Genomic DNA, 15,396 nt, shown 5'->3' on the forward strand with positions numbered 1-15,396 from the left:
ATTTTTTTACATTTAAAAAAGATATGGGAAAACTCCCATATCTTTTATATTTCGCTCTCTTCCGGCAGGGGAATAACTGTGGCCTTTGCCCGTTCAATCCGCTGGTCATTGACCACTAAAACCTTAAAGTGAAGGTGCCCCACCGTTAATTCCGGCTGCTCGCCGTCCTTTGGAATCCGGCCCAGGGTATTGGTGATCAGCCCGCCGACTGTATCAATATCTTCATCTACATGAAAATGAATGTCAAACCTTTTTTCAATGATATCCAGGCCGGCCGCTCCGTCCAGAAGATAAGACCCATCCTCTAATGCGACGATTTCCTCCTGCTCGTCGTCATATTCGTCCTGAATATTTCCGACAATCGATTCCAAAAGATCCTCCATTGTAACAATTCCGGCTGTCCCGCCATAATCGTCGACAACAACCGCCATATGCGCTTTTTTGGTCTTAAAAATTTTGAGCAGGTCACTGCATTTTTTCGCCTCGGGTACATAGATGGCTTCACGCAGGAAATCCTCGATCCGGAAGTCTTCAGAGGAGGTGCAGCCAACCAGACATAGCAGGTCCTTTACATAAATGATCCCCTTGATATTATCAAGATCATTTTCATAAACAGGAATTCTCGAAAAGCCGTCGTTGATGGCATGGTAAACCACGTCGCTGATCTTTGCCTGAAGATCCAGTCCGACAATATCAGTACGGTGGGTCATCAGGTCAGAAACATCCTTGTCGTCGAAATCAAAGATATTGTTAATCATTTCCCGTTCTTCTTGCTCGATAATCCCGTTTTCGCCGCCCGCATCAACAAGGTTGCGGATTTCTTCTTCGGTGATTTCCTCGGAATCAGCCTTTGGATCGCATCCGAAAAGACGTGCGATTCCGGAGGCCAGCAGGGCGGTCAACCCGCCGAGTGGATAAAAAAGGAAGGATATTCCCCGAATATACCGATAAGCGTTGAGCAAAAGCCTTTCCGGGTATCTCCTGAAAATTCGTTTTGGCAGGGAACGCGTCACAGTGATCACAAGACAGGCCGTGATCAGGAAAGCAAGGACAGCGATCAGGCCAGAAAACCAGTACTGCGCCGGGCTGTTTTCAAGCTGTTTTGCAGCAGAGGCTGTCAGGGCCTGCAGTCCCGCAAAAGCGAGTCCGAATCCGCTGATTCCTGCGGCCAGCATACTGATCAGGCTGCTCATTTCCATCCAGCTTGCCTGCCTGGAGGTAGGGCGGCTCAAAATTGATTTAGCAATGCGCTTTTTTGCCTTGTCCTCCTCAGCCAGTTCTTCCAGCCGGTTCTCGTTATAATTTGTCAGGGCAGTTTCTGCCGCGCAGAAAAGAAAGCTCAAGATTGAAAAAATGATAATCAGGCACCATCGCCCAACGTCGTCCATGTTGTAACTCCTTTCAAAAAATAGGCATCAAATCCACCAATTTTAATCATACCTTCTATCACGAAAATTGTCAATCATTATTCATAAAATGCAGGCTGATCGTTCGTTTCCCGAATCTGCCGGTCGAGATGGGTAATCTCCTTAGAGCATAAGACAGCGACGGAAACCAGAATAAAAATAGCAATATTCAGAACGAAAGGAAGCCGCCGGTCAATTGAGGAGAGAAATCCCGCAATCCATCCAAACGGGGAAGCTACGCCCACCATGGCCATAAAGATCAAACCGCTTACCCGGCTCCGCTCCTGCTCGTCCACAAACAATGCGTTGAGGGAATCCTTCCGAGGGACAATACATACCAGGGAGCATGCCTCGACAAGGGTATACAGCATCAGGTACCAGGGATTGTTATGCGGCGCGAAAATGAGGAGCAGATGTGACAGGAGGAACAGCCCGTAGCCGCACAGCATGACCGGGCGATAGGGGAGGCGGTTTACCCGCGGCTGGAACAACAGAATGAAGATCAGCATGATCGCTGCGCGGATAATCGGGAAAATTGCCAGCAGGCTTTCCGGGACGTTCAGCGTCTGGGTAGCATAGATGCCGAAGAAGTTTACGGTAGTTGTATCGGTAACATGATAGGCAACCATGACCAGCAGGACAATCAGCATAGCGCGGGAATGGATCATCTTGAGAAAGACATCCTTATAACCGAGCAGCATTTTGTGGATGGGCTCATGCCGCGTTTCCTCCATTCGTTTGATACCCTGCGCTGTTTCTGTGGAATACCGGTACAGCAGAACAAATTTTGCCGTCATGGAAGCGCAGGAGAAAAGATATAAGCACCGCACTACCGGAACGAGAGAAAATTCCTGGACGAGCAGCGCGGAAAGCGGCGCGACGAAAACAGCCAGCAGGCCGCACATTTGGATCATGGAGAATACGTTGACCAGCTTCGCCTTGGGGCAGTCCTCCACCAAAAGGCAGTTCCAGGAATTGGAACAGATATGTATCGTACTGTTGAGCGCCACTGCTCCCAGAAACCACCAGAAATTCTGGGCAAACGCCCAGAGCAGGCAGGGGATAGACCAGGAAATAAAATCGACGATGGCAGTAACCTTCCGGCGGCCGAATTTATCTGTCAGCACACCGCCGAAAAAGGCTGAGACCATCTGCAGAATCATCCCTATACTGGCCAGCAGGCCGATCTGGATATCGTCAAGTCCCAGATTCAGCATGTACACAGTAGCAAAGGGGATGAAAAGGTTATAGGGGATATACCAGAGCGGCTCGGTACAGACGCAGGCCTTGGGATTTCCCTTGAGGTGAATAAAAGACTGAATCATTTCATTGGATTTTAAACGTGGAAGCTTCATAATCATCTCTGCCTCTTTTGAAATGCAAAGAGGCTCCTTTCTGGGCTGGCTGGCCCGATTCCGTCAGGTTAAGGAGGCAAGGTCGTTGCCGCTGAAATCTTTTGATACCGGGAAGGGAAGGCTGGTCTGTCCCATAGCCTGCGCGCAGAGCTTCAAATTTTTGACCGTTTCTTCCCGTGCGGCTTCAAAGAGCTCCGGGACGGACTGGGTGAAAACACGCTGCGGGTAAAGCGGATGATTCCAAACACGATGGCCGGTATTGGCGGTATCCTCTCCGAAGTCGCCTGTTTTAATATGGGCGGCGATGATATCGGCCGGACGGTAGACGGAGCTGGCCGCCGCGCCGATTTTGCGGAGCAAGGCCGGGCGTTCAAAGAACATGGTACTGAGACTGAGGAAATCATCAAAGGATCGGACAACCTCCTGCGGCTTCAATTTTTTGTGATATACATGCTGCATCAGGGATTGATAAAGCCGGGCGATTACCAGCTTTTCCGACTCTGTCACCTGAAACAGCGGCCGGAAATGAAATTCAGAGATTGGCTGGTGGTAGAAATGGTTATAGAAAAAAGCGTCTAGCTGCGCTTCGATCTGCGCATGGATTGCGGCAGCATGCAGGCGGCTTGTTTGGCTGCGGCGCTTTGTCAGGTAATAAACATAGGGATGGACGGAGCTGTCCAGAAAATAATGGCAGAGGTATCCTGCAAAATAGGACAAAAGAATAGAGCCGCCTGGCTCATAGTGGTAGGTCGCTGTATAATTTTTGAAAAATGCAAATGTTTGCGGGATTTTTTCCTTGTGCAGAATACTGCCGTATTTATGAATGGGGTTCGTATGCGGCAGCGCCTTCCGGAAAAAGAAAAGGTCCGGGCCCTGCGTGCCAAAGGCAAAGACGCCGGGATGGCGGTCGACCGCGTCAGTAAAGGGCTGGGCCAACTCGTTTTTCACCTGCTGGCCAAATAATAGATGGGTTGCCAAATCGGGCATACCGTCCACTCCTTTGATTTGTAGTATCATTACTATCAGTATTCCCGCGATTTGGAGAATTATCGAACCGCCCTGCAGGACGGTTCCGGGGGTTACCTTCATTATAAGCGATTATGAGGCAACAAGCAAGGAAATCTTGTGGGAAAAGAGTTGGAAAATCAGCTAAAGTATGCTATAGTATTTTATAATATATGATTGATTCCTTCGGAATCCGACGGATAGGAAGAATAGGGATGTTTATAAAAGAAGTAAAACAGTATCGGCGGCATGACTTCACCGGGGAAATGCTGCAGGATTTGGAGCTGAACGGCTATGAGTTTTATGAATGTAATTTCAGGGGCGTGAATCTGTCCCAGTTAGTCACAAGGGGCTGTATTTTCGACCATTGCGATTTTTCCTTTGCCCGGATGAGCGGCTCAAAGCATAAAAATTCCGCGTTTGTTAACTGCAAATTCTATAGTGCTGTCCTGTTCTGCGCCACCTTTACTGACTGCAAGGCAACTGGGAGCATTTTTACGGACGCAGACCTGACCGGGCTTTCCCTTGTCCGAGGAAATTTTTCCTTTTCTAATTTTTATGAGAGCGACTTTTCACGGATGGATCTCAGTGGAATCAATTTTTCCAATGCGGATCTGAGAAAATGCAACATGGAGCTGGCTGTGATCCGTGATGCTGACCTGAGCCACGCTATGCTGTCTGGCAGCAGCCTGAAAAAAGCGGATCTCCGTGGGACGAGACTCGACGGAGTTTATATGAATGATGTCAGGATGAGCCATACCAAAATCGATCTGGAGCAGGCGGTGGTTATTGCGGAGGGGATGGGCGGCATTGTCAGTTAACGGGAAAAAGGAAAACCTGTTTGAAATTTCCGGACAGGAAATGGGCGCAGACGAAAAAATACTCGTGCTGCATGAGACTCCTGATATTCGGATTGAAAAAATCATATCCACCGGACAGACGTCGGCACAGGATTTCTGGTATGACCAGGACGAAGCAGAATGGGTTAGCGTTTTGCAGGGAGAAGCAGTTCTGCGGTTGGAGGATCGGCAGGTGACACTGGGGCAGGGCGATACGTTTTTGATTCCTCCGCATTGCCGGCATCAGGTCGCCTATACCTCCCAGGAGCCGCCCTGCATCTGGCTTTGTGTATTTTATCAGGAGGGGAAGGAATAACAAATGGAAGACTACAAAATTAAACGGATTAACGAACTGGCGAAAAAAGCGAGAGAAACAGGACTTACGAAAGAAGAGCAGGAAGAGCAGCAGAGACTGAGACGGGAATATATTGACGCATATAAAAAGAATCTGCGGGCACATCTGGAATATATCAAAAAAGGGAAGGACACCAATTTGCCAAACTCATAGCCGACCTGTACAGGACAAGTACGGGTCTCTTGCTGTATTGACTAAAAATAAGATTAAAACATCTATGTTTTTAAAATTGCATTTTAAAGGAAAAGCCTTAAAATAAAATCAAAGCTCGTGCTCGATCACGTGATAAAGGGAAAACAGATATCGACAAAAGAGCGTGAAAGCTTTTGCGCGTGATATTAATTTTGCTGCAGAAGCCGGAACGGCAGCTCTGCATAGCGGCAAGGCCGCTTCAAAATCCATCAGAAAGGAATCTTTGCGAATGGCAGGGTTAGGGTACAATCAATGAAATTTTTAAATGGGATGTGGCAGGTCAAAGAGGGCACCAGCATTTTAAAGGCAAAGCAGGCCTATGAGATTTTTGTCAAGAAGGACAGGGTGCAGATCACCGCGCCGACCGTGGTAATCCGTGACCGCGCTCAGACGCTGAACCTGCCTGTTTTGGCCATCGAGCTTTTTTCTCCCAGAAGAGATGTGATCGGGGTACGGCTGGCACATTTTTATGGCGTTGCCGAACGGGGGCCGGAATATGAAATCAGCAGCGAGCCAACTGCCGTGGATATCAGCATGACAGATGACGAGGTGATCTTTACAAGCGGCGATACCTCGGCCCGCATTAAAAAAGGAGATCAGCTTAGCATTTCCTATTATTACAAAGACCGCTATCTCACCTCTACCGGAGATGGACTGACCGGGATGGCCTATGTCAAGCATTCTGACGGAAACAACTATCTGCGTGAAATGCTGAATCTCAGCGTAGGGGAAACCGTTTACGGCCTGGGCGAACGCTTCACCCCATTTGTAAAAAATGGGCAGACGGTAGACATCTGGGCGGAGGATGGCGGCACCTGCACGGAAATAGCCTATAAGAACGTCCCGTTTTATATGACAAACCGGGGCTATGGGGTGTTTGTCAATTATACCGGGCGCGTTTCCTACGAGGTTGCGAGCGAGGTCGTTTCCAAGCTGCAGTTCAGTGTCCCGGAAGAGACTATGGAATATTTTGTCCTTGGCGGCGATACCCTGCATAACGTGATCAGCACCTACACAGATCTGACCGGAAAACCAGCCCTGCCGCCGGCCTGGAGCTTTGGGCTTTGGCTGACCACCTCCTTTACCACCAGCTATGATGAGGATACTGTTAATCAGTTTGTCGATGGAATGGCCCAGAGGGATATCCCGCTGAGGGTGTTCCATTATGACTGCTTCTGGATGAGGGAATTCAGATGGTGCGATTTTACCTTTGATAACAGAATGTTTCCGGACCCGAAGGAAATGCTGGCCCGAATGAAGAAAAAGGGACTCAAAATCTGTGTTTGGATCAACCCCTATATCGGCCAGCTTTCCAGCCTGTTCCGGGAAGGAAAGGAGCAGGGCTATTTCCTGAAGAAGCCAAACGGGGACGTCTGGCAGTGGGATATGTGGCAGGCGGGGATGGCCTGCGTCGACTTTACCAATCCAGCCGCAGTGGAATGGTATACCGGGAAACTGCAGGGGCTGATCGACCTGGGCGTCGATTGCTTTAAAACGGATTTTGGCGAACGGATTCCAACCGATGTCGTTTATTATGACGGTTCCGACCCGCAGCGGATGCACAATTATTACACCCACATTTACAATAAAGTAGTCTTTGAACTGCTGGAAAAGAATTTCGGCAAGGGTCAGGCGGCACTGTTTGCCCGTTCCGGCGTGGCAGGCGGACAGCAGTTCCCGATTCATTGGGGCGGCGACTGCTCCGGCACCTACGAGTCGATGGCGGAAACGCTGCGCGGAGGACTGTCTTTGTCCATGAGCGGATATGCCTTTTGGAGCCATGATATCAGCGGCTTTGAAAGCACTGCGACGCCTGACCTCTATAAGCGCTGGTGTGCGTTCGGGCTGTTATCCACCCACAGCCGTCTGCACGGAAGCGGAAGCTACCGCGTCCCGTGGAATTTTGACGAGGAATCCTCGGACGTGCTGCGCTTTTTTACTAATCTGAAATGTAAATTAATGCCATATCTGTTTTCGGTATCCTGTCAGGCGCATTATACCGGAATTCCAGTGATGCGGAGCATGGTGATGGATCATCAGGACGACAGGGCCTGCGCTTATCTGGACTGCCAATACAAGCTGGGAGATTCCGTTTTGGTCGCGCCGGTATTCAACGACCGGGGCGAGGTTGATTTCTATCTTCCGGAGGGCACCTGGACCAGCATACTGGATGGAGAAAAGCTGGAAGGCGGCCGGTGGTATCACCGCGTGTATGATTATTTCGGTCTGGGACTTTTTGTAGCTGAAAATGCTATCCTTCCGGTCGGGAAGGTATCTGACCGTCCGGATTACAATTATCTCAACGGAATCACCTATCAGATTGACGAGATAAAGGACGGAGCAGAAACGGCTTTCCAGGTTTATCAGGAAGACGGCACCTTGGGCGATACTGTTTGTGCAGTCCGTCATGGCAGCAGCCTGACGGTAACGGTTGCAAATGCTGCGTATCCCTGGCAGGTAAAGGCAGGAAATATGACCGTATCTGCTGAAGTGGGAACGAAGCAGGTGATTATGACCCTAGAGTAGAAAGGAAGGCAAGGGATTATGATGGCAATAGATCAGGAAAAGAGCCGCTTAATTTATCATTATGACGCGGAGGAGCTGTGGATTGAACCGTGGGGCGAAAACAGCCTGCGTGTCCGCGCTACCAAGACGGCTGGCATGCCGCAGGAGGATTGGGCGCTGCTGCCGCCGAAGGCCTGCACGCCGGAAATTCAGATCCATGAGGACGGCTCGGCACAGATCAGAAACGGCAAGCTGGCAGCAAAGCTGACTGCGGCGGGAAAGCTGAGCTTTCACCGGGAGGACGGGACTCTGCTCTTGAATGAGTATGTCCGCAACAGGAGGGATATCAAGGCGGAGTACTGCTCTGCGCTGGAGGTGGAAGCACGGGAATTCCGGCCGTTAATCGGCGGAGATTACTGCTTGTCTATGCGCTTTGAGTCCACCTCGCCGGATGAGCGGATTTATGGGATGGGGCAGTATCAGCAGCCCTACCTCAACCTGAAGGGGACTGACCTGGAGCTGGCGCAGCGAAATTCCCAGGCAAGCGTACCGTTTGCGCTGTCGTCTCTTGGCTATGGCTTTCTTTGGAATAACCCGGCGGTTGGCCGGGTGACATTTGGAAAGAATATCACTACCTGGGAAGCAAAATCCACCAAAATTTTGGACTATTGGATTACTGCCGGCGATACACCGGCTGAAATCGAGGAGGCCTATGCAAAAGCGACTGGCACCGTTCCGATGATGCCTGATTTTGCAATGGGCTTTTGGCAGTGCAAGCTGCGCTACCAGACGCAGGAGGAGCTGCTGGAGGTAGCGCGGGAATATAAGCGCCGCAAGCTGCCGATTTCGGTGATTGTCATTGATTATTTTCACTGGCCGCTGCAGGGCGAATGGAAATTTGATCCCACTTACTGGCCTGATCCGGATGCAATGATTGCCGAGCTCAAAGAGATGGGAATTGAACTGATGGTATCCATCTGGCCGACTGTGGATTACCGGAGTGAAAATTTCCAGGAAATGAAGGAAAAGGGCTATTTGATCCGGACGGAACGCGGTTTCCGGATTGGAATGGACTTTCAGGGCAATACCATCCATTATGACGCGACCCACCCAGGCGCGCGGGAGTATGTCTGGGAAAAGGCAAAGAAAAATTACTATGATAAGGGAGTCAGACTGTTCTGGCTGGACGAGGCAGAACCGGAATATACTGTCTATGATTTTGATAACTACCGTTATCATCTCGGGCCGAATCTTCAGATCGGAAATTATTATCCGGTGATGTATGCGAAAACCTTCTTTGACGGAATGAAAGAGGAAGGACAGGAAAATATCATCAATCTCCTGCGCTGTGCGTGGGCGGGCAGCCAGAAATACGGCGCGCTGGTTTGGTCTGGGGATATCCATTCCAGCTTTACCTCCCTAAGAAATCAGTTCGCCGCAGGGCTGAATATGGGGATTGCCGGAATTCCGTGGTGGACTACGGACATCGGCGGGTTCCACGGCGGCTGGGTCGATGATCCGGAATTCCATGAGCTGTTGATTCGTTGGTTTGAATACGGCGCATTCTGTCCGGTCATGCGGCTGCATGGGGACAGGGAACCGCACAAGCCGCAGTATGGCACAACTGGCGGCGCGGCCTGCTTATCCGGTGCAGATAATGAGGTGTGGTCTTACAGCCCGCAGGTGCTGGAAATCTGCAGCAAATACCTGTTCCTGCGCGAACGGTTAAAGCCATATATTGCAGAACAGATGAAAGCGGCGCATGAAAAGGGTACGCCGGTGATGCGTCCGCTGTTCTATGACTTCCCGGATGACAGTGAAGCATGGAAGGCAGAGGATGAATACCTCTTTGGTCCGGATATTCTGGTTGCTCCGGTATTATATGCAAAACAGAAGGAACGAAAGGTATACCTGCCGGAAGGCTCGGTCTGGACAGACGCCTGGACAAAGGAAAGGCATCAGGGCGGCCGGACAGTTACCGTGAAAACACCGATTGACCAGATTCCGCTCTTTATCCGAGACGGAAAGGAACTTCCGATAGCTGAATAAAGAAAAAAGCAGATGATTGTTTCATCTGCTTTTTTAATTGCCTCTTTCTTTTATTCGGGCACATACCGGACAATCCGATGCCCATAAATATTAGGGTACAGAAAGGGAGTTGGTAGAATCATGTTGATAGATTGGATATCACTGATTATGGAGCGTCTGCTATATTTGGCGCTTCATGTGGAGGGGATTGGAACATTTCCTAAACCGCTTTCGGCTGAGGATGAAAAAAAATATTTTTCCTTGATGCAGTCTGGAGATGAAATGGCAAAGGGGAAGCTGGTGGAGCACAATCTGCGTTTGGTGGCACATATTGCAAAGAAGTATTATGCGTTGAGCGGCGATCAGGACGATTTGATTTCCATTGGTACGATTGGACTCATCAAAGCGATCAACACCTTTTCTTATGATAAGGGAACCCGCTTTGCAACCTATGCGAGCAGGTGTATTGAAAATGAAATCCTTATGCATTTCCGGAATGTGAAGAAAACGGCCTCCGATGTCTATATCAGTGATCCAATTGATTCTGATAAGGACGGGAATACCTTGACGCTTATGGATTTGGTTGCAGATGAGACCTGCATGATTGACCGGATTGACCTGCGCTTAAAATCCGAAAAGCTGTACCGCTTTATAGCTTCCGAGCTGGATGAACGGGAACAGCTTATCATAAAATTGCGGTATGGGCTGCATGGGAAACGCCCGCTGACCCAAAGGGAGATTGCAAAGCATCTGCATATTTCGCGGTCATACGTTTCCCGGATCGAAAAAAAGGCGCTTTTAACCCTGCGGAAATGCTTTGCCGGTGATGAATTATAGATTAAGAAGGAGGTGGATGGCGATTTTATCGCCATCCACCTCCTTCAGTTATGTATCAGTGATTAGAGACCCAACACATCATGAAGATATCTTCTGGAAACCATTGCGGATTTATAGTTGCAGACCGGCTGAATGTCCAGCTCTACGCACAGCACCCCATCCCAGCCTTTTTTCTTCAGCACGTTATAGATGCCTTTAAAGTCGACTGTGCCAACGCCAAGAGGACGGAAACGTTTCATTGGCCATTCCGGGTGTACAGATTCATCGGGATCGACGTCTTTCAGATGAACATAGCCAAGGCGGTCAGCATATTTGTCAAATGCTTTGACCGGATCCATACCAGCCAGGGTGGTGTGGGCGGTATCAAGGCAGAGTGTGACCAGCTCTGGATTGGTATTTGCCATTAACAGGTCGATCTGTTCTTCGGTGAATACCGGTGTGTTGGCGTGTGGATGGAAGCAGGCGACCAAACCGTTTTCCTTGCACAGCTTCCCGATTTTGTTGGACAGTTCTGCATATTCTTTGATTTTTGCTTCATCTGTCGGACGGTTGTTCGGAGCATCTTCCCACATGACTCCCTGCAGGTTCAGATAGGTTGCGCCGGTACGTTTCATAAAGTCTACATACTCCAGAGCGCTTTTATAGTCTGCCTCTGCATCGTCAGTATAATGCTCATACAGGTTTACAAGCTCCAGGTTGTATTTTTTCAGCAGGCCATTTACTTCGTCCGCATTGTTGTCAAAATATTTCGTGATAAATGCGAAGTTTTCAACAGCCTCGTAACCCAGATCGGAAACCTTTTTCAGGAACTGTTCGAATTCCCATTTGTAGTTATCCTCATGATTGATTAACCAGGTCCATCCGGTGTATGCGATTTTCATCATTCATTCCTCCTAAAATTATGACTTATCAACACGGCTGACTGACAGCGTACGGTTCGGCCGTGTTAAGGTTCTAAAAGTTCACGCCTGCAACCAGTGCAATATTGGCAAATGAAGTGGTTTCACCTGTGCGGACAACTGCTTTTGCTTTGGTCAGCATCTTTTTGAAATCCTCGTGGCACATATCTGATTCAGGAAGTCCCGGCAATGCATTTTGAATTTCCTGATAAAGCTCGGTGCTTTGTGATTTGATTTCAGCCGCGACAAAATAGGACTCAATTACCAGTTCTTCCTTTACCGCGTTTAAAACATCCATGAATCTTGGGATATTTCTCACCAGGGAAAGGTCGATGACTGGAATTCCGTCAGGGATAGGCAGGCCCGGGTCTGCAATTACCAGAAATTCAGTATGTCCAATCGCCGCAATTGCGGCACAAAGCTCCGGGTTTAAAATACCGTCCTTCTTCATAACTGTTCACTCATTTCTACAAAAATATTGAATACAATCATTATAACATGAATTGATAAAAATACACTATTTTTATCCTGCCAATGCCATTGGCATATAAGCCAGAAAGGCTCTCTTTTTTACTATTATAGCATAAAAAATAGTGCAGGCTTCTAATTTATTGTCATTTTACTTTGATTTTTTGTGGTTTTCCGGTAAATCAGCCGGGATTCAAGCCGGATGTTCTGCTCCTTTAACGGAATATTCTGAATTAGCTGCATCAGCATGACAACCGCTCTGTGCGCCAGCTCGTCAATGGGCTGCTCCATAGTAGTCAAAGGAGGGTCGATCAGCTCGGCAAATTCAATATTGTCAAACCCTATCACCTCTACCTCCTGAGGAATTTTGACGCCCAACTGTTTCAAAGCTTTGATTGCGCCCATGGCGATAATATCGCTGCTTGCTAAAACAGCAGAGAAGGGAACCAGCTTTTGGTTCATTTCCAGAATAGCATGGTAGCCTGTCTCTATGGAATGGTCGCCCACTATCATGAGCTGTGGATCTATAGGAATACCGTGTGCTTTTAAAGCATAACGATAGCCTTCAATACGCTCCTTTGAAGTGGATACCAGGATGGGGCCCGACAAAAAGGCAATCCTCCTGTTCTGATTGCGGATCAGATACTCTGTCGCCATAAAAAAGGCGTATTCATTATCAACATAAACGCCGCCGCTTTGCTCCATCTGCGGGATTTTTCGGTCAATAAAAACACAGGGGATTCCGTATTTCTGAAACCGAAAATGGGTTTGTGTCTGATCCGGCATGACAGAGGCAAGAATAACCCCGTCAACATGCTTGGTGATCATAACAGAGATGCACTGTTCCTCCTTCTCAGCAGAATCGTCGGTCGTGCAGAATAAAACCGTATATTTCCTTTTGGCCGCATATGCTGCGATTTTCTGGGAAATTTCGGAGAAAAACGGATTGGTGATGTCCGGTATAATGACGCTAATGGTCTTTGTTTTGGAAATGGAAATTCCGCGGGCTAAAAGGCTGGGGCGGTATTCTAACTCGTCGATTACCTGCTGTACACGTTTTCTGGTTTCTTCCCCGACGCCCTTATCGGACTGGTTTAAAACGCGGGAAACGGTCGCCTTTGATACGTTTGCCATTCTTGCGATATCATCTAATGTAACTTTCAAATCAGGCGTCCTCCCATACGTTCAAATGATTTAAATATTGATAAATTCGGAATGAAAAGCAATGTGATTGTTGTGTCAGATTGGGTGATAAATTCAATAGCTAAATCGTTTTACTTTATGGGACAAAGCCATTATAAAGAAGAAACATTGTTTCGTAAACAAGAATTGTTTTTAAATATCCATGAGAAAGATTATTTAAAACGTACAATTTTAGAGAAAAAAGGATTTATTTTTCAAAAACTATTGACAACATGGATGCTCTGTTCTATTTTAAGATTATAATCGATTTCACTGGTATAACGTTTTGGCAACGCTATCCGGGGTTATTTTAGTCGGGATATGAGTGTTATAAATGGCAGTCAATGGGACGTCCGGCTTAAAAAGGAGTTAACATGGGATGCGGGTGACAATTAAAGATGTGGCACAAAAAACCGGTTTATCAGTTTCTACGGTTTCGCTGGTTTTGAATCATAAGCCGCATAGAATCTCTGAAGAAACAAAGCAAAGGGTTCTGGAAGCCGCAAAAGAGATGAATTATCATCCCAATCAGTTGGCTGTGGGGCTGATCAAGAAAAAAACAAATACAATTGGACTGATTATTCCGGACATCACCAATATGTTCTTTGCTGAAATCGCAAAGGCGCTGAAGTAGAATGTCAAAAGCGCGGATACAGTATGATTTTGTGCAATACGAATGACAGCCCGCAGAAGGATATCGATTATGTCAATGTTCTTCTTGAGCGGGGGGTTGACGGGATTATTTTTGTTATGGCGGTCAATGCGCTCAATCACAAAGCCAAGGAGTGTTCTGATCTGTTGGAGCACTTTGAAAAACCGGTTGTCCTGGTAGACCGTACTGTGGATGAGCTGGATATGCCGACTGTTTCTACTGATAATGAGCTGGGGGGATATCTTGCGACTAGGCACCTTCTCGAGCTGGGGCATACAAAGATTGGATGTATCACCGGACCGATGGGATCGCAGTCCGCAAAACAGAGGTTTTTCGGCTATATCCGCGCGTTGCAGGAATATTCGGTTCCGTTTCGCTCCGAGCTGGTGGCGGAGGGCGATTATCATGCGGACGCCGGATACAATCTGTCAAAAAAGCTGTTGGATCAGGGCGTTACTGCGATTCTCGGATCAAATGATATGATGTGTTATGGCATCTATCGCCGGGCACGCAGAGAGCATTTAAAAATCCCGCAGGATCTTTCTGTGGTTGGATTTGACGACGTCACTTTTTCGGAGATGGCAGAGGTTCCGCTGACTACCGTTGCACAGCCGGCATACCAGATCGGGTGCGCTTCTGTTGAGAAGCTTTTGGATGTGATTGGCGGAGAGAATGCGTTGGAACGGCGAATCGTGTTTCCGCCTGAGTTAATCGTCAGGAAAAGCACGGCGAGGCCGATAGAGTAAAAAACAGACAAAGGAGAGAAACGAATGCCGAAGGTAATTGTTTTTGGTTCATTGAATATTGACCATGTTTATTCGGTTCAGCATTTTGTTCGGCCCGGAGAGACGATTCATCCCCTGCAATATGAGTCCTTTCCGGGAGGCAAGGGGCTGAATCAATGCGTCGCGTTTGAACGTTCCGGCGCAGATACCTATCTGGCAGGCAAGATCGGCTCGGACGGAACCATGCTGCTGGAGTTTTTGGAGCGTGCCGGTGTGAACAGTGAGTTTGTCATCCGGTCGGAGGGACGAACAGGCTGCGCAACCATTCAGGTGGACGAAAACGGACAGAACAGCATTATTTTATATCAGGGCGCCAATTCTCAGATTACAGAGGAGGATATGGATCAGGTGTTCCGGTCTTTTTCTGCCGGGGATATCTTAGTTACGCAGAATGAAACGAATGCGACTGCGCGTCTGCTCCAGAAAGCGCGCGATTATGGCCTTTTAGCGGCGTTCAACCCTTCTCCGATTGATGCTGAGATTGACCGATGTGACCTGTCCAATGTGACCTGGCTGTTCATCAATGAAATCGAGGGAGAACAACTGACTGGATTCCGGGAGCCGGAGAAAATCACAGAAAAGCTCCTGCAGGATTATCCTGAAATGAAAATCATTTTAACGCTGGGAAAGGACGGCGTGCTCTATCAGGATAAGGAGCACACCTATTCTCATGGCGTTTATCCCACGCAGGTTGTTGATACCACTGCTGCAGGCGATACCTTTACCGGGTTTTTCCTGGGCAGCATTGCAAAAGGGGAGCCGGCTGACCGTGCGCTGAAATTAGCGTCGGCCGCATCTTCTCTGGCGGTATCCAAGAAGGGTGCGGCAATTTCCATCCCCACCATTCAGGAAGTAACGCAATATTTATTAAAAAGCACATAGGAGGAA

15 protein-coding genes are annotated in these 15,396 nt (G+C 48.4%); 9 read left to right on the plus strand and 6 right to left on the minus strand.

What is annotated here, in order from left to right; all coding sequences use genetic code 11:
- Positions 1-44 precede the first annotated feature (44 nt).
- The 3 genes from CZ360_RS04585 to CZ360_RS04595 all read right to left on the minus strand — a co-directional run bounded on the left by CZ360_RS04585 (position 45) and on the right by CZ360_RS04595 (position 3,748).
- A complete protein-coding gene (locus CZ360_RS04585; protein WP_077533037.1) occupies positions 45-1,388 on the minus strand; it encodes a hemolysin family protein in 1,344 nt (447 codons plus the stop codon).
- Positions 1,389-1,465: 77 nt separating this feature from the next.
- On the minus strand, positions 1,466-2,761 hold the full coding sequence (locus tag CZ360_RS04590) for an MFS transporter (protein WP_159438105.1): 1,296 nt from the start codon (positions 2,759-2,761) through the stop codon (positions 1,466-1,468).
- 63 nt (positions 2,762-2,824) lie between these two features.
- On the minus strand, positions 2,825-3,748 hold the full coding sequence (locus CZ360_RS04595) for a zinc dependent phospholipase C family protein (RefSeq protein ID WP_077533039.1): 924 nt from the start codon (positions 3,746-3,748) through the stop codon (positions 2,825-2,827).
- A 233-nt stretch (positions 3,749-3,981) separates the two neighbouring features.
- Between CZ360_RS04595 and CZ360_RS04600 the strand changes: the two genes are divergently transcribed.
- From CZ360_RS04600 to sigK, 6 genes are all read left to right on the plus strand, one after another.
- Positions 3,982-4,587: a pentapeptide repeat-containing protein gene (locus CZ360_RS04600; RefSeq protein WP_159438106.1), complete on the plus strand. Its 606-nt coding sequence runs from the start codon at positions 3,982-3,984 to the stop codon at positions 4,585-4,587.
- The gene (locus tag CZ360_RS04605) at positions 4,577-4,921 is read left to right on the plus strand and encodes a cupin domain-containing protein (RefSeq protein ID WP_229407989.1); all 345 of its coding nucleotides are present in this window, start codon (positions 4,577-4,579) and stop codon (positions 4,919-4,921) included. The genes CZ360_RS04600 and CZ360_RS04605 overlap by 11 nt, the downstream gene beginning before the upstream one ends.
- Positions 4,922-4,924: 3 nt before the next feature.
- Positions 4,925-5,113: a DUF896 domain-containing protein gene (locus CZ360_RS04610; RefSeq protein ID WP_077533041.1), complete on the plus strand. Its 189-nt coding sequence runs from the start codon at positions 4,925-4,927 to the stop codon at positions 5,111-5,113.
- Positions 5,114-5,404: 291 nt separating this feature from the next.
- Positions 5,405-7,678: an alpha-xylosidase gene (yicI, locus tag CZ360_RS04615; RefSeq protein ID WP_077533042.1), complete on the plus strand. Its 2,274-nt coding sequence runs from the start codon at positions 5,405-5,407 to the stop codon at positions 7,676-7,678.
- A gap of 21 nt (positions 7,679-7,699) precedes the next feature.
- The gene (locus tag CZ360_RS04620) at positions 7,700-9,706 is read left to right on the plus strand and encodes a glycoside hydrolase family 31 protein (RefSeq protein ID WP_407656966.1); all 2,007 of its coding nucleotides are present in this window, start codon (positions 7,700-7,702) and stop codon (positions 9,704-9,706) included.
- A gap of 120 nt (positions 9,707-9,826) precedes the next feature.
- On the plus strand, positions 9,827-10,522 hold the full coding sequence (gene sigK / locus CZ360_RS04625) for an RNA polymerase sporulation sigma factor SigK (protein WP_077533044.1): 696 nt from the start codon (positions 9,827-9,829) through the stop codon (positions 10,520-10,522).
- Positions 10,523-10,584: 62 nt separating this feature from the next.
- Here sigK and CZ360_RS04630 read toward each other — a convergent pair whose 3' ends face one another.
- From CZ360_RS04630 to CZ360_RS04640, 3 genes are all read right to left on the minus strand, one after another.
- On the minus strand, positions 10,585-11,406 hold the full coding sequence (locus CZ360_RS04630; protein ID WP_077533045.1) for a sugar phosphate isomerase/epimerase family protein: 822 nt from the start codon (positions 11,404-11,406) through the stop codon (positions 10,585-10,587).
- A 70-nt stretch (positions 11,407-11,476) separates the two neighbouring features.
- Positions 11,477-11,872, minus strand: a complete 396-nt coding sequence (gene rbsD, locus CZ360_RS04635; protein ID WP_077533046.1) for a D-ribose pyranase — start codon at positions 11,870-11,872, stop codon at positions 11,477-11,479.
- A gap of 152 nt (positions 11,873-12,024) precedes the next feature.
- Positions 12,025-13,053 (minus strand): LacI family DNA-binding transcriptional regulator, encoded by a 1,029-nt coding sequence (locus CZ360_RS04640; RefSeq protein ID WP_077533047.1) that lies wholly within the window; start codon positions 13,051-13,053, stop codon positions 12,025-12,027.
- A gap of 397 nt (positions 13,054-13,450) precedes the next feature.
- Between CZ360_RS04640 and CZ360_RS04645 the strand changes: the two genes are divergently transcribed.
- Genes CZ360_RS04645 through CZ360_RS04655 form a run of 3 tightly spaced genes read left to right on the plus strand, consistent with a single transcriptional unit; the run spans position 13,451 to position 15,390 of the window.
- Positions 13,451-13,705, plus strand: a complete 255-nt coding sequence (locus CZ360_RS04645; protein ID WP_077533048.1) for a LacI family DNA-binding transcriptional regulator — start codon at positions 13,451-13,453, stop codon at positions 13,703-13,705.
- Positions 13,706-13,728: 23 nt separating this feature from the next.
- A complete protein-coding gene (locus CZ360_RS04650) occupies positions 13,729-14,469 on the plus strand; it encodes a substrate-binding domain-containing protein (RefSeq protein ID WP_077533049.1) in 741 nt (246 codons plus the stop codon).
- Positions 14,470-14,493: 24 nt separating this feature from the next.
- Positions 14,494-15,390, plus strand: coding sequence for a ribokinase (locus CZ360_RS04655; protein ID WP_077533050.1), 897 nt, complete (start codon positions 14,494-14,496; stop codon positions 15,388-15,390).
- Positions 15,391-15,396: the final 6 nt, after the last annotated feature.

Origin of the sequence: Massiliimalia massiliensis (assembly GCF_900155615.1) — a bacterium.
GTDB classification, from domain to species: Bacteria; Bacillota; Clostridia; order Oscillospirales; family Ruminococcaceae; genus Massiliimalia; species Massiliimalia massiliensis.

Excerpts from the sequence above, each read along its gene's own strand:
- yicI (WP_077533042.1), top strand. The coding sequence starts at position 5,405 with ATGAAATTTTTAAATGGGATGTGGCAGGTCAAAGAGGGCACCAGCATT.
- CZ360_RS04585 (WP_077533037.1), bottom strand. The coding sequence starts at position 1,388 with ATGGACGACGTTGGGCGATGGTGCCTGATTATCATTTTTTCAATCTTG.
- CZ360_RS04655 (WP_077533050.1), top strand. The coding sequence starts at position 14,494 with ATGCCGAAGGTAATTGTTTTTGGTTCATTGAATATTGACCATGTTTAT.
- CZ360_RS04620 (WP_407656966.1), top strand. The coding sequence starts at position 7,700 with ATGGCAATAGATCAGGAAAAGAGCCGCTTAATTTATCATTATGACGCG.
- CZ360_RS04645 (WP_077533048.1), top strand. The coding sequence starts at position 13,451 with ATGCGGGTGACAATTAAAGATGTGGCACAAAAAACCGGTTTATCAGTT.
- CZ360_RS04610 (WP_077533041.1), top strand. The coding sequence starts at position 4,925 with ATGGAAGACTACAAAATTAAACGGATTAACGAACTGGCGAAAAAAGCG.
- sigK (WP_077533044.1), top strand. The coding sequence starts at position 9,827 with ATGTTGATAGATTGGATATCACTGATTATGGAGCGTCTGCTATATTTG.
- CZ360_RS04590 (WP_159438105.1), bottom strand. The coding sequence starts at position 2,761 with ATGAAGCTTCCACGTTTAAAATCCAATGAAATGATTCAGTCTTTTATT.
- CZ360_RS04595 (WP_077533039.1), bottom strand. The coding sequence starts at position 3,748 with ATGCCCGATTTGGCAACCCATCTATTATTTGGCCAGCAGGTGAAAAAC.
- CZ360_RS04650 (WP_077533049.1), top strand. The coding sequence starts at position 13,729 with ATGATTTTGTGCAATACGAATGACAGCCCGCAGAAGGATATCGATTAT.
- CZ360_RS04600 (WP_159438106.1), top strand. The coding sequence starts at position 3,982 with ATGTTTATAAAAGAAGTAAAACAGTATCGGCGGCATGACTTCACCGGG.
- rbsD (WP_077533046.1), bottom strand. The coding sequence starts at position 11,872 with ATGAAGAAGGACGGTATTTTAAACCCGGAGCTTTGTGCCGCAATTGCG.
- CZ360_RS04630 (WP_077533045.1), bottom strand. The coding sequence starts at position 11,406 with ATGATGAAAATCGCATACACCGGATGGACCTGGTTAATCAATCATGAG.